A 15,849-nucleotide genomic window follows, 5' to 3' on the forward strand; every position below is an offset into this window, starting at 1 on the left:
TGCAGAGTACCTTCCTAAGGTTTCCATGAGCCGCCTCTGGCTCATGCTAGTGCGGGGCATCACCGTGCTAATCAAGCACCTGGCCGAGGAACTGAATCGGCAGTTCCGCGTTTGATCCAGACTGACTTGGCGCTACAATCGCGCCCTTTTTACTTGGGGGGTGATCCATGTCCTGGCTCGAATTGCTGGCCGCCGGCCTTGGCATCATCTCGGTCTGGCTGACCGTCAGGCAGAACCCCTGGTGCTGGCCCATCGGGCTGGTCATGGTGCTGCTCTATACCTGGCTGTTCTACGACTGGCGGTTGTATTCCAATCTGCTGTTGCAGGTGCTGTTCGCCGCGCTGCAGCTCTATGGCTGGTGGCAATGGACGCGCGGCGGCGAGCGCCATGAAGGGCGTCAGGTGAGCATGCTGCCCATGCCGGGCGTTGTTCGTGACCTGGCAGCGGGACTGCTGGGTGCCCTGCTGCTGGGCTATTCGATGGCCACCTTCACCGATGCCAGCGCCCCCTGGCTGGACGCCGCCCTCACTGCCTTCAGCCTGGTGGCGCAGTGGTGGATGGCGCAGAAACGCGCGCAATGCTGGGTGCTATGGATAGTGGTGGATCTGTGCTACGTGGCGTTCTTCATCGCCACCGAACTCTACCTGACCGCCGTGCTCTACGCCGTGTTCACCCTGCTGGCCATCAGCGGCTGGCTCGGCTGGCGCAAGGATCTGGCGTTGCGGTCGGCCGCATGAAGGTCGTGGTGCTGACCGGGCCGGAGTCCACTGGCAAGAGCTGGCTGTCGCAGCGTATCGCCCAGCACTTCGGCGGGCGTGTGGTCGGCGAATACGTGCGCCACTTCATCGAGCGCGAGCAGCGCGACACCTGCTACGCCGACATTCCTGTGATTGCCCGTGGGCAACTGGCCTGGGAAGATCAGGCCCGGACCGAGCGCCCTCACCTGCTGATTCTCGACACCCACCTGCTCAGCAATATCCTCTGGAGCCGCAGCCTGTTCGGCGCCGTGCCCGACTGGCTGGAGACGGAACTGCTGCGCCGACATTACGACCTGCACCTGCTGCTCGACCCGCGTGGCGTGCCCTGGTGCGACGACGGCCAGCGCTGCCAACCGGAGCTTCAGGATCGTCTGGACTTCCACCAGGCCTGCCAGCACTGGCTGCAGAGCACGAACCAGACGTTCCATACGGTTGGCGGTGACTGGGAACAGCGCTGGCAGACGACCCAGCGTCAAGTCGCTGCCCTGCTCGCCTCAGACGAAGAGCACACTGGCCCAGGCCAGTAGCAGGCTGAGGCACACTACCAGGGTCAGCGGCGTGCGTAACGCCGGATACCACTTCGGCGCCAGGCCGACACGCACCGCGTGCAGATCGGCCAGGTACAGGCCGCTGAAGGCGAACAGGAAGATCGGCAGCACCAGGCTGGTGGTCAGCCCACTGGCAATCGCCACCCAACCCAGCAGCGGTGGAATCACCGACAGCCCGAGCTGCAGTTGCGCCTGGCTCTCGCTCGCCTCGGCACGCATGGCCAGGCCCCAGTGGATCGCCCCCATGAATGCCAGGATCACCGCCGCGTAGTCGAGCACAGCCTCGAGCACGAAGGCGCGCCAGCCCAGTGGGATCAGCCAGATTCCCAGCGCCCCGAAGACGAAAGGCAGCAGCCCGGCATAGCCCAGCAAAAGGGCCAACTGTGGAGGTTTCTCGGCCTCGAACGGATGCATGAGCCTGTCCTTGCATGGTGGGTTCGCTTGCACCTTAGCAGCCTCGCGCCCGACATGCCGCAGAGAAGCAGAGACAAAAGTGCAAGAAATGGCTCGTCTACAATTGATGGCAACTTGCCAACAGAGTAAGGGCTTGGCATAACAGCACCCTTAAAAAGAACTCCATTGAAGGAGACCCCCGATGCGCCTGCTCCGCCGAGTTTTCAAACTGGTTCTGTTGCTGGCGCTGATCGCCCTGGCAGTCGTCCTCTACTACGTCGCCAACCCGAACCTGCCCAGCTATCAGCAACCCGAGCAGTTGCATTACCTGGATCAGTGGTCGGAGACCGATCGCCAGACCTACTACTACACGCCGCAGGGTACGCAGCTCAAGGGCATGCGTTACGACTGGTTCACCGCCCTGGAAATGCCCTTCGGTACGAGCCGGTTCGCCCGCCCGGAGTACCTGGCCCGCTTCGGTCTGCTCATCGACCCCAACCAACGGCCCAGCGCGCTGAATCCCGGCAATCTGCCAGTCGGTTTCACCCGTCACGAGGACAGCGAGAGCGGCGAACAGTACCTGGATATCAGTTGCGCTGCCTGCCACACCGGCGAGCTGCGTTATCGTGGCCAGGCCGTGCGCATCGACGGCGGCGCCGCCCTGCATTCCCTGGCCTCGACGGTGCCGACCCTGCGTGGCGGCGGCTTCGGCCAGGCGTTGGGCATGAGCATGCTCTTCACCTACTACAACCCGCTGAAATTCCGCCGCTTCGCCCGCGAGGTGCTGGGCGAGCAGTACCCGCAGGGGCGCGAGCGCCTGCGTGAAGACTTCAAGCAGGTGCTCGACGCGCTGCTGGCAACCGCCGCCAACGACTGGCACCGTGGCCTCTACCCCACCGAAGAAGGCTTCGGCCGTACCGATGCCTTCGGCCGTATCGCCAATACCGTGTTCGGCGACGCCATCGACCCGGCCAACTATCGCATCGCCAACGGCCCGGTCAGCTACCCGCAACTCTGGGACATCTGGAAGTTCGACTGGGTGCAATGGAACGGCTCGGCCATGCAACCGATGGCGCGCAACGTTGGCGAAGCCCTTGGCGTGGGCGCCACCCTGCAGTTGCTCGACGACCATGGCCAAGCCATTCCCGAGGCCGACCGCTACGCCTCCAGCGTGCGCCTGCAGGATCTGCATACCCTCGAGGAAACGCTCCAGCGCCTGCAACCGCCGCACTGGCCTGAGGAGGTGCTGGGCAAGATCGATCTGCCACTGGCCAGCCAGGGCAAGGCGCTGTTCAGCGAGAACTGCGCCCGCTGCCACGCGCCGGATCCCACGCCCGTCGATCGGCGTCTGGCACCCAGCCGTGATCCCGAATGGCACATGCATATCGTGCCGCTCAGCGTGATCGGCACCGACCCGACCACCGCCGACAACATCGCCGATCATCGCTTCGACATCAGCCGCCTGGGCTGGACCAAGGCCGAGCTGAGCAAGCTGGATGTGCGCCTGTTCGGCTCCAGCCTCGACGAGGTGGACTTCAAGAGCATCTCCAGCGCCAAGGGCCTGGCCTACATCACCGCCTACGTGGAAAACCGCGCCTATCAGGACGCTGGTATCCCGCCACGGGAGCGTCAGGTGATGGACGGCTACGGCCTGCCCATTGGCGTGCAGGAGCTGCGCGGCTACAAGGCCAGACCACTGGATGGCATCTGGGCCACGCCGCCCTTCCTGCACAACGGTTCGGTGCCAACCCTGTTCCAGTTGCTCTCGCCGGTCTACGAGCGGCAAAGCAGTTTCTGGGTCGGCAGTTTCGAGTACGACCCCAAGTTCGTCGGCTTCCAGACCGAGAAATTTCCCGGCGGCTTCTTCTTCGATACCCGTGTGACCGGCAACGGCAACGGCGGTCATGAATTCCGCGATGGCTGTCGCCAGCAAGGCGTGATCGGCCGTGCCCTGTCCCCGGATGAGCGCCTGGCCCTGATCGAATACCTCAAGGTACTGGGCAACCCGCCGCTGGAAGCCCAGCTAAGCGACCTGCCGGTGCGCCCGAGCACGCCAGCCCCGAGCTGCGAAAGCTGATAAGAACGAGAAGAAGGAATCCACCCATGTTGAAAGCTTTCTGGCTCTGGCTTGGCCGTGTCCTTGGCAAACTCCTGCTCACCCTGGCGCTGCTCGGCCTGCTGGGCTGGGGGGCGGGCGAGCTTTATTACGCGCAGAAATTCTCCGGCCCGGTGGCCAATGAAGAGCAGATTCCGCCGGACGAGGCGGCGCTGACCCGCCTGATCATCGAGGACGCCGTGCGTGTGGTGGAGCAGCACCGCGACAACACTCGCGTTCTGCGTGATGCCCATGCCAAGGCCCACGGTTGCATGAAGGGCGAGGTACAGGTGCTCGACGACCTCGACGCCGACCTGCGCCAGGGGGTGTTCAGCGAGCCGGGCAAGACCTGGCAGGCCTGGGTGCGCCTGTCCAACGGCAACGCCTACCCGCAGTTCGACCGCGCCCGCGATGCCCGTGGCATGGCCATCAAACTGCTCGACGTACCGGGCGAGAAGCTCATGCGCAGCCCGGCGCATGCCGGCGAGCAAGACTTCGTGATGTTCAACCATCCGGTGTTCTTCGTTCGCGACGTGGCCGAATACCGCAGTAACTTCGCCGCCCAGGCCGATGGCAAGAAGGTGCTGGCCTTCTTCCCCAGTTGGGATCCTCGCACCTGGGAAGTCCGCCACCTGTTCATCGCCCTGAAAACCCTGGCGCCCGCGCCGCAAACCCCGGTGGCGACCACCTACAACTCCATTGCCCCCTACAAGCTCGGCCCGCTCAACATCAAATACCGTGTGGTGCCGGCACCACAGAACTGCCCACCCTATCAATTGCCCGAACAAAACCAGGCCCTGCCCAACTTCCTGCGTAATGCGCTTTACCAGCAACTATCGCTCGACCGCATGCCGGCCTGTTTCGAGCTGCAGGTACAAAAACAGAACGCCCAGTACTACATGCCCATCGAAGACCCGAGCGTGGAATGGAGCGAAAAGATCTCGCCATTTCAAACTGTGGCACGCATCACATTGCCACCGCAGGACTTCGACAGTCGTGAACAAAACCTGTTCTGCGACAATTTGTCCTTCAACCCCTGGCATGCACTTCCCGAGCACCGCCCCATCGGTGGCATCAACCGGCTGCGCAAGGCGGTATACGAGGCCGTCAGCGCCTACCGGCACGAGCGCAACGGCGCCCTGGAAGGTCAAACCGAGGCGCAACAGGAATAAAAAGACGCGGGAACTTCTGGTCGTAAAAGTTGCCTGCAAGCGTCGTTCTCAAATAACGCCTGCGGCACTTTTACGCAGTATGAAAACTTTTTCCGAATGGATGTGACTTAACACCTGAGTCCGCTCATCAACACACTTGAAAGGCCAGCAAAGATAAACCGCGGCCACCCTTTTTAGTTGATGGTAAGCATTCGGAGAACGCCACCATGAATACCCCATTACGTTTTAATGACGCACTGTTGATCGCCGACCGTGCTTTTCAACCCTTCCAATGCGTCGCCTGGAGCCCGCAGCAGGATGGCAGCGCCGTGGTCAGCATCAGCGTGATCGACCGCACCAGCACCCGCGTGCTCGGTCGCACTCAACTGTCCAGCGCCACCTACAGCGATCCGCAGCAACTGGCCGAAGCCCTCAACCGCTCCCGTGAGGAGTTGCGCAATCAGGGCTTCGACCTGGCTCCCTGGAGCATGCCGGCTTAACCTGCCGCCCGGGGCGCCCGCGTGGCGCCCCCAAAGGCCGCGAAATTGGCAAGATTCGTGGGCCTGATGTCCTTGTTGCCATCCCCCGCCTCAGCGCACACTGCCTCCCGTCCCCAGGAGGTTCCCCATGGATGCGCCCAGAACCATCGCCAGCCTGATCTACCCCGATGTCATGAGCCTCGACGTCACCGGGCCATTGCAGGTGTTCGCCTCGGCCAACGTCGAGCGCCAGCGCCAGGGCCTGCCGCCCGCCTACCAACTGCAACTGCTCGCCGACGAAGCGGGCCCGATCCGTACCTCGGCCGGTTTTCAACTGGTGGCCGATGGCAGTTGGCGTGAACGTGCGGCCGACTCGCTGGATACGTTGCTGATACCCGGCGGCCTGGGCGAAGCGGCGCAATGCCAGAACCTGGCCCTGCTGACCTGGCTGCGCGACAGCGAGCCGCGCATCCGCCGCCTGGGCTCGATCTGCTCGGGCGCACTGATCCTCGCCGCCACCGGCCTGCTCGATGGCCGCCGCGCCACCACCCATTGGGCCGATGCCGAAACCCTGCGCCAGGGCTACCCGCAGGTCGAAGTGCTCGCCGACTGCCTGCACACCTACGACCCCAAGGATCACGGCGGCTCGGCGCACCTGTTCACCTCCGCAGGTGTCACCGCCGGCATCGACCTGGCCCTGGCACTGGTGGAAGCCGATCAGGGGCGACCCATGGCGCTGGCCGTCGCGCGTCGCCTGGTGATGTTCCTGCGCCGCCCCGGTGGGCAGGCGCAATTCAGCGCCCTGCTCACCCCCGAACCCAGCCGCGTACCGCGCCTGACAGCCCTGCTCGAGTGGATCCCCCTCAACCTCGGCAGCGACCTGTCGCTCGAGGCGCTGGCCAACCAGGCGCACATGACACCGCGCACCCTGTCACGCCTGTTCGTCCAAGAACTGGGCATGGGCCCGGGGCGCTACGTCGAACGGGTACGCCTGGAGGCCGCCCGCCTGTTGTTACAGGACGCCCAGGCCTCGATCGCCACCGTGGCACGGCTGACCGGCTTCGGCCATCCGGAGAACCTGCGCCGCAGCTTTCACAAACATCTGGCCATCAGCCCGCAGGATTATCTGCAGCGCTTCGGCCAGCCAACCCCGGAGTCGGTCCATGCTTGAACTACGCCCCAACTGCGAATGCTGCGACCGCGACCTGCCAGCGGACACCCCGGACGCCCGCATCTGCTCCTTCGAGTGCACCTTCTGCGGCGACTGCGCCGAGTTGCGCCTGGCTGGGCATTGCCCCAACTGCGATGGCGAACTGGTGCGCCGCCCGATTCGCCCACCCGCCAAACTGATCAGCAACCCTGCTTCCAGCACTCGCGTGAGGAGAGCCACAGCATGCTGAAATTCTTCGCCAAGCTACGCGGCGACCAGGCACCACTGCCGCCCTTGCCACCGGCACGCCAGATCCCCCTGGCCTGGCTCGGCGGTTTTCTTGCCATTGGCAGCATCGCGGTCAGCGCCGACCTGCTCTCGGCCAGCCTGCTACTGGGTTCTTTCGGTGCATCCTGCGTGCTGGTGTTCGGCTACCCCGATCTGCCCTTCTCGCAACCGCGCAACGTGTTGCTGGGGCATGTCCTGAGCAGCCTGGTGGGCCTGCTCTGCCTGCATCTGCTGGGACCTGATACCTGGTCGCTGGCCATCGCGGTGGGCTCAGCCATTGCCCTGATGATGCTGACCCGCAGCGTGCATCCGCCGGCGGGCTCGAACCCGGTGATCATCTTTCTGGCCCAGCCGGGCTGGAGCTTCCTGCTGTTCCCCACGCTCAGCGGTGCGTTGATCCTTGTGCTGGTGGCGCTGCTGTACAACAACGCCACTCGGGCAGGGCGTTATCCCAAGTATTGGTGAGGGGAAAGGTTCTTTGTATCTTGCAGCGGTGTACTGCTTCCGAGCGACCGGCGTCCCGGTGCGGCCTAATTCTGCAGAACGCAATTTGGGCCGGCGGACTGTTCGCTGGCGCTCCTGAGTCCGCCCTACGCCTGGCTACCTAACGGGGATGCTCGCGAGCAGTACGCCGTTTGGCAGGGTATAACTGTGGTTCAGGCACGTACGGAGCCAGCCTAGGTTCCATGGCCAACCTCCCACGCCCATTCCGCCAAAAACAAAAAAGGCGCCGAACGTATCAGGCGCCTTTTCTGTTGGAGCTGTCGCGAATGTGCCTCAGTAGTAGGCATTCTCACGATTGCTGTGGTCGGTCACATCCCGCACGCCCTTGAGTTCGGGAATGCGCTCGAGCAGGGTCTTCTCGATGCCTTCCTTGAGGGTGTAGTCGGCCTGGCCGCAGCCCTGGCAACCACCGCCGAAACGCAGCACGGCGATACCCTCTTCCACCACGTCGACCAGCGATACCTGGCCGCCGTGGCTGGCCAGGCCCGGGTTGATCTCGGTCTGCAGATAGTAGTTGATGCGCTCGTTGAGCGGGCTGTCCTCGTTGACCATCGGCACCTTGGCATTCGGCGCCTTGATGGTCAGTTGGCCACCCATGCGGTCGGTGGCGTAGTCAACCACGGCATCTTCCAGGAAGGGCTCGCTGAGCGCGTCGATCCAGGCGGTGAAGCTGGCCAAGCCGACCGGGGTGTCTTCGGCTTTCTGTTCGCCCGGCTTGCAATAGGCGATGCAGGTTTCCGCGTAGGGCGTACCCGGCTGGGTGATGAAGATACGAATGCCGATACCCGGAGTGTCCTGCTTGCTCAGCAGCTCGGCCAGGTAGTCATGGGCGGCATCGGTAATGGTAATAGTGCTCATGGCAACTCCTCACGGTCATGCGGCGCAGTGTACGCCAAGTGACGCCGTGAATATAGTCCTACTAATTTACTCAGGATAGCGACTGCAGCGCTCGACGGCTTGAACGTGCCTCGACCCAGGCCTTGGCGCGCAGGAAGAAACGCCGCTCGATCCACTCGTAACTGCCCCACCCGGCCACTGCGATCAGCGGGATGCAGGCGGCGATGACTAGCGCCGGCGCGAGATCCAGGCTGGCCTGCACGTACCAGCCCAGTGACAGGATGATCACATGCAGCAGATAGACCGAGTAGGAACAGTCGCCCATCCGGCTCAGCAGGCGATTGTCCTTGAACCAGGGTTCCAGGGCGATGCAGGCAGCGACTATCAATGCACTCGGAACGCCCCAATGCAGCAGGCGCATGGAGTTGTCGAAGTGGTAGATGGTCAGCAGCGACGCGGCGATCACCAGCAGCGGCAGCCACACCCCCTGGCGAATCCAGCCACGCTCGTAGGCCATGCCCAGGGCCATACCGAAGAGGAACTCGTAGACGATGCTGTTGCGGTAGAAGTCGCTCACCCAGGGCTGCCGCGCCAGCAACGCGCAGCTCACCAGCATGGCGGCGATGCACAGCAGGCGCAGCCGCGCGGGGACGCAGAACGCCAGGGCGAACAGCAGGTAGAAGAACATCTCGTAGTTCAGCGTCCAGCCAACGTTGAGTGTGGGATAGAGGCCGAAGCCGCCCGGGTTTTCGGCGGGAATGAAGAACAGCGACAGCAGCAGGTGATGCAGGTCGAACGCCTGCACCGGCATCACCGGGTTGGCAAAGGCGATGATCGCAGCGGCAATCAGTGAATACAGCCAGTAGGCCGGCACGATGCGCAGCACGCGATTGAGCATGAAGCGCCAGGGCGTGATGGCTTTGCCCCGGCTGGAAAGATGGATCACCAGCCCACTGATGACGAAGAAGATGTCGACGCCAATGGCTCCGCGTTCGGCAAACAGCCGCCCGATGAAGCTGTCGGCCTTGAAGTTGAAGAACACCTGCATGACATGGTGAAAGACCACGACCCAGGCCGCCAATGCCCGCAGTGCCTGAACTGAAACCAACATGGAAACGCCATTCCCCTCTCGTTGAAATCGTCACGAGACTGCCTGCAAGCAGGCAACCACAGCGTCCGACCGCTGCGGTGAGAGAAAGGTCGGCGAAACCCGACGAGCGTTGGCAGCGGCACAAGGCCACTGCCGGCTGCTGGTGGGGTTACAAGTTCTCGTAGCGGTTCATGTCCAACACCCCGGCTTCGATGGGCTGGGTTTCGCGAATACGCTGATCCAGGTCGTGGAAGTAGAACCAGAACTGCGGATGGCTGCGGCGGATGCCCCAGCGCTGGGTGATGGCCTCGAAGCCCTTGGCGTCGCGCACCTGCTGCATCTGCCCGACGAAATCCTCGACCTCCTCGGCCTTGAGGTTGAAGAGGAAGTTGGGGTAGCTGGAGAGCACTTCCGGGTAGATGGTCAGGGTGTCCAGCCCAGGCTGGTAACGCAGTTCCTCGCCGAGCATGAAAGCCACATTGCTGTGCGCGCGGTTGCGCAGCAGGCTGTAGATCTCCCGCGAGCCGTCGGCGAACTCGACACGCAGCATGGTCGCCTCCGGCATCTGCTCGATCACCTTGAGCCCGGCAGCCGGGCGGCTGGCCAGACGACTGAGGCTCTGCTCCACATCGCGCTGTTGCGGTTTGAGCCCTTCGCGGTAGCAGCTTCCATTGACGCAGCGGTTGATCGGGTCAGGCCGCGCATCGAGGCCGGCGTAACGGCTGAGCAATTGCCCGGCGAAACTGCGTTTGGCATCCGGGCCGGGCAGATAGAGCGCACTCGGCGTGCGATGGTCGATCTTGGTGTAATCCAGCCACATCTTGAGTTTGCCGCTGTTCTGATACCAGTCGTCCAGATAGGCCCGGCGCGACTCGGGCGGCAGCAGGCGGAGGAAGTTGACCTCGGCGCCGTTACGGATCAGGTCGAAGTACAGCCGTGTCTGCGCCTGGTGCGAGACGTTGCCATAGACGTCGAAGTTGACCACGAGCTGGTAATAGGTGCGCTCCAGCAAGGGGTAATCCAGCAGCCAGAGGGTCTGTGGAATCTCGCCCAGCAGCCCTTTGCGCACCGAGGCGCTGTCGTGCTGGCGGAAGATCGACAGCAGCGCATTGTCGTTGCCGCTCCAGATGCTCGACCAGCCAGGCGCGGGAGCATCGGCGTAGGCGGCGCGGCGCAGATCCTCGTACTCGTTACGCTTGTCGCGGTAATCGAGCCACAGGCCCAGCAGGTCGCCGATGTCGTCGAACTGCCCCGGCATGGCCAGCAACGGCGTGGCCTGCTGGCGATACTCGGCATCGGTGATGTAGAGGTCATGCTCAGGATCCTGGAACAGGGCCCAGAAGTTGTCGCGAATCACGTCCGTGGCGATCTGCCCTCGGCATACCGGGCCGCGAATGAAGGTGCGCACGAAGTATTCGCCGTTATCCAGCATGAACTGGTAGCGCGCACGGGGCGGGATGGCGGCGAAGGTGGCGAAGGGGTTGGCCCGGCGCTGCGCGCCGTAACCGGGCAATGCATCCACCGTCCAGTCCTCGGCGAAGAACTGCTGGCGCACCCGTTCGAGCTTCTGCGCGCTCAGCGGATAAGTGATGTGGGTCTTGTGCACGATCACGCCCTGGATCGACCACAGGCGGTAGTAGAAGGTGGTGCCGGGATCGTCATTGGGCCGCCGCGTGGCGATCGGATCCACCGGCTGGCCGCTGGGCGTGCGCGAGCGCACCAGTTGGAAGAAGTGCGTCTGCTCGCCCCCTTCCACATACAGGTGGGCAAGGAACAGGTGTTCGTAGAGCCAGCGCGACACCAGCGCCTCACGCGCGCCCGGCGCATTGAGGAAACGCTCCCAGTCGTCCACCTGGCGCTGCTCAGCCGCCGTCGGCTTGATCGGTTGGCTCTGCACCGGCGCGCCCTGCTCCACCCAGCGCGTCAGCGTGGCGTACTCGGCATCGCTCAGACCGGTGACGGCGAACGGCATGCCGCCATGGGGATTCTTGCGCGCATAGTCGTCGAACTCGCCTGGCAACGGGCAGGTGTTGCTGCGGGTGATGGCGATGTCCAGATCGGCCGGCAACTTGGCATTGGCCGGCAGTGGCTGGCTGCGCCCCAGTTCCAGCATGCGTGCCAGCAGAGCGGCCTGGCCACCCTGGGCATCGAGCACGGAATGGAAATCGCGGCGGCGCCAGGCCGCCTCGCCGTGGGCGTCATAGAACAGCCGCGTGGTCGGCTGTGCGTCGGTGCGTGTGCCGTCATACACCAGGGCCTTGGTCGCCCCGCGCTGCACGCCTTCGGCGCTGCCCAGGTTGAGCTGGCAGGGGGCGTCATAGCAGGTGTGGCAGGCCACGCATTTCTGCGTGAGGATCGGCTGCACCTCATCGACATAGGAAATGGCAGCGGCGCGCACACCCAGGGAAGCCAACAACAGCGTGAAGGCAAGCAGCGAGCGAAGGGGCATCGGGGTCGTCCAGGGAGGGAATGCGCTCGATTCTACCGATAACGGCGCTTCGCTACAGCGGGGCGCCGGTCATAAATGCCCTGAAAGCTATTCACCCCTGCCAACCGGGGAGCCATCGACCCATTACCTGCGCCGTTCGCGAGAAGGCATGCCAGCGCCTCATGCTCATCGATAGCTGCTGAACTGCCTGCACAAACATGAATGAAATTCATGGAAAACCCACCATCGTCCGAAAGCGCTGCATCCTTGCTATGATTTGCCCCCCTTTTTCTCCAGGCCAGACAGGTTGACCATGTCCAGCACGCTCAGCGATCGCAGCGCCCGGCTGCAAGCCCTCCAACAAGCCCTCAAGGAACGCATCCTGATCCTCGATGGCGGCATGGGCACCATGATCCAGAGCTACAAGCTGGAGGAAGCCGATTACCGTGGTGAGCGCTTCGCCGACTGGCCGAGCGACGTCAAGGGCAACAATGACCTGCTGCTGCTGACTCAACCGAAGATTATCGCCGAGATCGAGAAGGCCTACCTGGATGCCGGCGCCGACATCCTGGAAACCAACACCTTCAACGCCACCCGCGTGTCGCAGGCCGACTACGACATGGAGGAGCTGGTCTATGAGCTGAACGTCGCCGGCGCCCGCGTGGCTCGTGAAGTCTGCGACGCCAAGACTCTGGAAACCCCGGATCGCCCGCGTTTCGTCGCAGGCGTTCTGGGCCCGACCAGCCGCACTTGCTCGATCTCCCCGGACGTCAACGACCCCGGTTACCGCAACGTCACCTTCGACGAGTTGGTGGAGAACTACACCGAAGCCACCCGCGGCCTGATCGAGGGCGGCGCCGACCTGATCCTCATCGAAACCATCTTCGACACCTTGAACGCCAAGGCGGCGATCTTCGCCGTGCAGCAGGTGTTCGAGGAAGATGGCGTCGAGCTGCCGATCATGATTTCCGGCACCATCACCGACGCATCCGGCCGCACCCTGTCCGGGCAGACCACCGAAGCGTTCTGGAACTCGGTGGCGCACGCCAAACCCATCTCCGTGGGCCTGAACTGCGCCCTTGGCGCCAAGGATCTGCGTCCGTACCTGGAAGAGCTGTCGAACAAGGCCGACACCCACGTTTCCGCGCACCCCAACGCCGGCCTGCCCAATGCCTTCGGCGAGTACGACGAGTCGCCCGCCGAGATGGCAGCGGTGGTGGAGGAATTCGCCGCCTCGGGCTTCCTCAATATCATCGGCGGTTGCTGCGGCACCACGCCGGGGCATATCCAGGCCATCGCCGAAGCGGTCGCCAAGTACCAGCCGCGGGTGATTCCGGACATTCCCAAGGCCTGCCGCCTGTCGGGCCTGGAGCCCTTCACCATCGACCGCAACTCGCTGTTCGTCAACGTCGGCGAGCGCACCAATATCACCGGCTCGGCCAAATTCGCCCGCCTGATCCGCGAGGAGAACTACACCGAGGCCCTGGAAGTCGCCCTGCAGCAGGTGGAAGCTGGCGCGCAGGTCATCGACATCAACATGGACGAAGGGATGCTCGACTCCAAGGCCGCCATGATCAGGTTCCTCAACCTGATCGCCGGTGAGCCGGACATCTCCCGCGTGCCAATCATGATCGACTCCTCCAAGTGGGAGGTGATCGAAGCCGGCCTGAAGTGCATCCAGGGCAAGGGCATCGTCAACTCGATTTCCATGAAGGAAGGCGTCGAGCAGTTCAAGCACCACGCCAAGCTGTGCAAGCGCTATGGCGCCGCCGTGGTGGTGATGGCCTTCGACGAAGTCGGCCAGGCCGATACAGCCGCGCGCAAGAAGGAAATCTGCCAGCGCAGCTATGACATTCTGGTCAACGAAGTGGGCTTCCCGCCGGAAGACATCATCTTCGACCCGAACATCTTCGCCGTGGCCACCGGCATCGAGGAGCACAACAACTACGCGGTGGACTTCATCGAAGCCTGCGCCTATATCCGCGACAACCTGCCGTTCGCCCTGTCCAGCGGCGGTGTGTCCAACGTGTCGTTCTCCTTCCGTGGCAACAACCCGGTGCGCGAGGCGATCCACTCGGTGTTCCTCTACTACGCGATCAAGAACGGCCTGACCATGGGCATCGTCAACGCCGGTCAGTTGGAGATCTACGACGAGATTCCCAAGGAGCTGCGCGACGCGGTCGAGGACGTGGTGCTCAACCGTAACGACGGCGCCACCGAAGCGCTGTTGGCCATCGCCGACAAGTACAAGGGCGACGGCGCCGCCAAGGAAGTCGAGAACGAAGAGTGGCGCTCGCTGCCGGTGGACAAGCGCCTGGAACACGCGCTGGTCAAGGGCATCACCGCCTTTATCGTCGAAGACACCGAGGAATGCCGCCAGCAGTGCGCGCGCCCCATCGAAGTGATCGAAGGCCCGCTGATGAGCGGCATGAACGTGGTTGGCGACCTGTTCGGCTCGGGCAAGATGTTCCTGCCCCAGGTGGTCAAGTCCGCCCGGGTGATGAAGCAGGCCGTGGCGCACCTGATCCCCTTCATCGAAGCCGAGAAAGGCGACAAGCCGGAAGCCAAGGGCAAGATCCTCATGGCTACTGTTAAAGGCGACGTGCACGACATCGGCAAGAACATCGTCGGCGTCGTCCTCGGGTGTAATGGCTACGATATCGTCGATCTGGGCGTGATGGTGCCGGCTGAGAAGATCCTGCAGACCGCGATCGCTGAGAAGTGCGACATCATCGGCCTGTCCGGTCTGATCACCCCGTCGCTGGACGAGATGGTGCACGTCGCCAAGGAAATGCAGCGCCAGGGCTTCAACCTGCCGCTGATGATTGGCGGCGCCACCACCTCCAAGGCGCACACGGCGGTGAAGATCGACCCGCAGTACAGCAACGATGCCGTGGTCTACGTCACCGACGCCTCGCGCGCCGTGGGCGTGGCCACCCAGTTGCTGTCCAAGGAACTGAAAGCCGACTTCGTGCAGAAGACCCGCGAGGACTACGCCGTAGTGCGCGAACGCACTGCCGCCCGCGCCACCCGCACCGAGCGCCTGAGCTACGACAACGCCATCGCCAACAAACCGGCCTTCGACTGGAACGGCTACGTCGCACCCAAGCCCACGTTCACCGGCGCCCAGGTGCTGGACGATATCGACCTCAAGGTGCTGGCCGAGTACATCGACTGGACGCCCTTCTTCATCTCCTGGGATCTGGCCGGCAAGTACCCGCGCATCCTCACCGATGAAATCGTCGGCGAGGCGGCCACCAGCCTGTTCAACGACGCCCAGGCGATGCTGCGCAAGCTGATCGATGAAAAACTGATCAAGGCCCGCGCCGTGTTCGGCTTCTGGCCGGCCAACCAGGTGCGTGACGACGACATCGAAGTCTACGGCGACAACGGCGAGAAGCTGGCCACCCTGCACCACCTGCGCCAGCAGACCATCAAGCCCGATGGCAAGCCGAACCTGTCCCTGGCCGACTTCGTCGCGCCCAAGGAAAGCGGCGTTACGGATTATGTGGGTGGCTTCATCACCACTGCAGGCATTGGCGCCGAGGAAGTGGCCAAGGCCTACGAGGCCAAGGGCGACGACTACAACTCGATCATGGTCAAGGCCCTCGCCGATCGCCTGGCCGAGGCCTGCGCCGAGTGGCTGCACGAGCGCGTGCGCAAGGAATACTGGGGCTACGCGGCGGACGAGCAACTGGACAACGAGGCGCTGATTCGCGAGCAGTACAAGGGCATCCGCCCTGCCCCGGGCTACCCGGCCTGTCCGGATCACACCGAGAAGGCCACGCTGTTCAAGCTGCTCGACCCCGAGGCCGATTACAACAAGGCCGGGCGCAGCGGCGTGTTCCTCACCGAGCACTACGCCATGTTCCCAGCAGCGGCGGTCAGCGGCTGGTACTTCGCCCACCCCGAGGCGCAGTACTTCGCCGTCGGCAAGGTAGACAAGGATCAGATCGAACGCTACAGCCAGCGCAAGGGCCAGGACATCACGGCCAGCGAACGCTGGCTGGCGCCGAACCTGGGTTACGACGACTGAGGGCGGTGGCGCCCTGCACGGGTGGCCGGCGCCGAAAAAACTCGAACTCCGGCGCCAGCACGTCGCTCCATATCAGTGTCGAGCCATTGCGG

Annotated in this window: 13 protein-coding genes; 9 read left to right on the forward strand and 4 right to left on the reverse strand. The window is 63.6% G+C overall.

From position 1 onward, the window contains the following. Positions 1–167: 167 nt before the first annotated feature. On the forward strand, positions 168–737 hold the full coding sequence (gene pnuC, locus ACSVIK_RS03590; RefSeq protein ID WP_442443007.1) for a nicotinamide riboside transporter PnuC: 570 nt from the start codon (positions 168–170) through the stop codon (positions 735–737). Next, the gene (locus ACSVIK_RS03595; RefSeq protein WP_442443008.1) at positions 734–1,285 is read left to right on the forward strand and encodes an AAA family ATPase; all 552 of its coding nucleotides are present in this window, start codon (positions 734–736) and stop codon (positions 1,283–1,285) included. The genes pnuC and ACSVIK_RS03595 overlap by 4 nt, the downstream gene beginning before the upstream one ends. On the opposite strand, the gene ACSVIK_RS03600 is transcribed toward ACSVIK_RS03595, so the two are convergent. Then, positions 1,253–1,720, reverse strand: a complete 468-nt coding sequence (locus ACSVIK_RS03600; RefSeq protein WP_442443009.1) for a DUF3429 domain-containing protein — start codon at positions 1,718–1,720, stop codon at positions 1,253–1,255. The two genes, ACSVIK_RS03595 and ACSVIK_RS03600, sit on opposite strands and share 33 nt — an antisense overlap. A gap of 181 nt (positions 1,721–1,901) precedes the next feature. On the opposite strand from ACSVIK_RS03600, the gene ACSVIK_RS03605 reads away from it, so the two are divergent. The 6 genes from ACSVIK_RS03605 to ACSVIK_RS03630 all read left to right on the forward strand — a co-directional run bounded on the left by ACSVIK_RS03605 (position 1,902) and on the right by ACSVIK_RS03630 (position 7,327). Continuing rightward, complete coding sequence (locus ACSVIK_RS03605) at positions 1,902–3,776, forward strand: di-heme-cytochrome C peroxidase (RefSeq protein ID WP_442443010.1); 1,875 nt, start codon at positions 1,902–1,904, stop codon at positions 3,774–3,776. Between the two features lie 26 nt (positions 3,777–3,802). Next, positions 3,803–4,966, forward strand: coding sequence for a catalase family protein (locus ACSVIK_RS03610; protein WP_442443011.1), 1,164 nt, complete (start codon positions 3,803–3,805; stop codon positions 4,964–4,966). A gap of 206 nt (positions 4,967–5,172) precedes the next feature. Then, the gene (locus ACSVIK_RS03615) at positions 5,173–5,445 is read left to right on the forward strand and encodes a hypothetical protein (RefSeq protein WP_268183866.1); all 273 of its coding nucleotides are present in this window, start codon (positions 5,173–5,175) and stop codon (positions 5,443–5,445) included. Between the two features lie 127 nt (positions 5,446–5,572). Continuing rightward, entirely contained in the window at positions 5,573–6,595 is a 1,023-nt protein-coding gene (locus ACSVIK_RS03620; protein ID WP_442443012.1) for a GlxA family transcriptional regulator, read from the forward strand. Continuing rightward, positions 6,588–6,824, forward strand: a complete 237-nt coding sequence (locus ACSVIK_RS03625) for a DUF1272 domain-containing protein (RefSeq protein WP_442443013.1) — start codon at positions 6,588–6,590, stop codon at positions 6,822–6,824. The genes ACSVIK_RS03620 and ACSVIK_RS03625 overlap by 8 nt, the downstream gene beginning before the upstream one ends. Beyond that, positions 6,818–7,327, forward strand: coding sequence for an HPP family protein (locus tag ACSVIK_RS03630; RefSeq protein WP_442443014.1), 510 nt, complete (start codon positions 6,818–6,820; stop codon positions 7,325–7,327). Before ACSVIK_RS03625 ends, ACSVIK_RS03630 begins: the two co-directional genes overlap by 7 nt. Positions 7,328–7,639: 312 nt before the next feature. Here the strand turns inward: ACSVIK_RS03630 and nfuA are convergent, their stop codons facing one another. The 3 genes from nfuA to ACSVIK_RS03645 all read right to left on the reverse strand — a co-directional run bounded on the left by nfuA (position 7,640) and on the right by ACSVIK_RS03645 (position 11,742). Further along, positions 7,640–8,224, reverse strand: a complete 585-nt coding sequence (nfuA, locus tag ACSVIK_RS03635; RefSeq protein ID WP_442443015.1) for a Fe-S biogenesis protein NfuA — start codon at positions 8,222–8,224, stop codon at positions 7,640–7,642. A gap of 70 nt (positions 8,225–8,294) precedes the next feature. After that, positions 8,295–9,314 carry an acyltransferase family protein gene (locus tag ACSVIK_RS03640; RefSeq protein ID WP_442443016.1) on the reverse strand — a complete coding sequence of 340 codons (1,020 nt, stop codon included), beginning with the start codon at positions 9,312–9,314 and terminating at the stop codon, positions 8,295–8,297. A gap of 148 nt (positions 9,315–9,462) precedes the next feature. After that, complete coding sequence (locus tag ACSVIK_RS03645; RefSeq protein ID WP_442443017.1) at positions 9,463–11,742, reverse strand: fatty acid cis/trans isomerase; 2,280 nt, start codon at positions 11,740–11,742, stop codon at positions 9,463–9,465. Between the two features lie 292 nt (positions 11,743–12,034). On the opposite strand from ACSVIK_RS03645, the gene metH reads away from it, so the two are divergent. Beyond that, entirely contained in the window at positions 12,035–15,757 is a 3,723-nt protein-coding gene (gene metH, locus ACSVIK_RS03650) for a methionine synthase (RefSeq protein WP_442443018.1), read from the forward strand. Positions 15,758–15,849: the final 92 nt, after the last annotated feature.

This window comes from Pseudomonas sp. NCHU5216, assembly GCF_052156495.1.
Classification (GTDB): Bacteria; Pseudomonadota; Gammaproteobacteria; order Pseudomonadales; family Pseudomonadaceae; genus Aquipseudomonas.

What these genes read in the sequence shown, in the direction of transcription:
- nfuA (WP_442443015.1), bottom strand. Translation starts at nt 8,224, where the DNA reads ATGAGCACTATTACCATTACCGATGCCGCCCATGACTACCTGGCCGAG.
- ACSVIK_RS03625 (WP_442443013.1), top strand. Translation starts at nt 6,588, where the DNA reads ATGCTTGAACTACGCCCCAACTGCGAATGCTGCGACCGCGACCTGCCA.
- pnuC (WP_442443007.1), top strand. Translation starts at nt 168, where the DNA reads ATGTCCTGGCTCGAATTGCTGGCCGCCGGCCTTGGCATCATCTCGGTC.
- metH (WP_442443018.1), top strand. Translation starts at nt 12,035, where the DNA reads ATGTCCAGCACGCTCAGCGATCGCAGCGCCCGGCTGCAAGCCCTCCAA.
- ACSVIK_RS03600 (WP_442443009.1), bottom strand. Translation starts at nt 1,720, where the DNA reads ATGCATCCGTTCGAGGCCGAGAAACCTCCACAGTTGGCCCTTTTGCTG.
- ACSVIK_RS03630 (WP_442443014.1), top strand. Translation starts at nt 6,818, where the DNA reads ATGCTGAAATTCTTCGCCAAGCTACGCGGCGACCAGGCACCACTGCCG.
- ACSVIK_RS03610 (WP_442443011.1), top strand. Translation starts at nt 3,803, where the DNA reads ATGTTGAAAGCTTTCTGGCTCTGGCTTGGCCGTGTCCTTGGCAAACTC.
- ACSVIK_RS03645 (WP_442443017.1), bottom strand. Translation starts at nt 11,742, where the DNA reads ATGCCCCTTCGCTCGCTGCTTGCCTTCACGCTGTTGTTGGCTTCCCTG.
- ACSVIK_RS03640 (WP_442443016.1), bottom strand. Translation starts at nt 9,314, where the DNA reads ATGTTGGTTTCAGTTCAGGCACTGCGGGCATTGGCGGCCTGGGTCGTG.
- ACSVIK_RS03595 (WP_442443008.1), top strand. Translation starts at nt 734, where the DNA reads ATGAAGGTCGTGGTGCTGACCGGGCCGGAGTCCACTGGCAAGAGCTGG.
- ACSVIK_RS03615 (WP_268183866.1), top strand. Translation starts at nt 5,173, where the DNA reads ATGAATACCCCATTACGTTTTAATGACGCACTGTTGATCGCCGACCGT.
- ACSVIK_RS03605 (WP_442443010.1), top strand. Translation starts at nt 1,902, where the DNA reads ATGCGCCTGCTCCGCCGAGTTTTCAAACTGGTTCTGTTGCTGGCGCTG.
- ACSVIK_RS03620 (WP_442443012.1), top strand. Translation starts at nt 5,573, where the DNA reads ATGGATGCGCCCAGAACCATCGCCAGCCTGATCTACCCCGATGTCATG.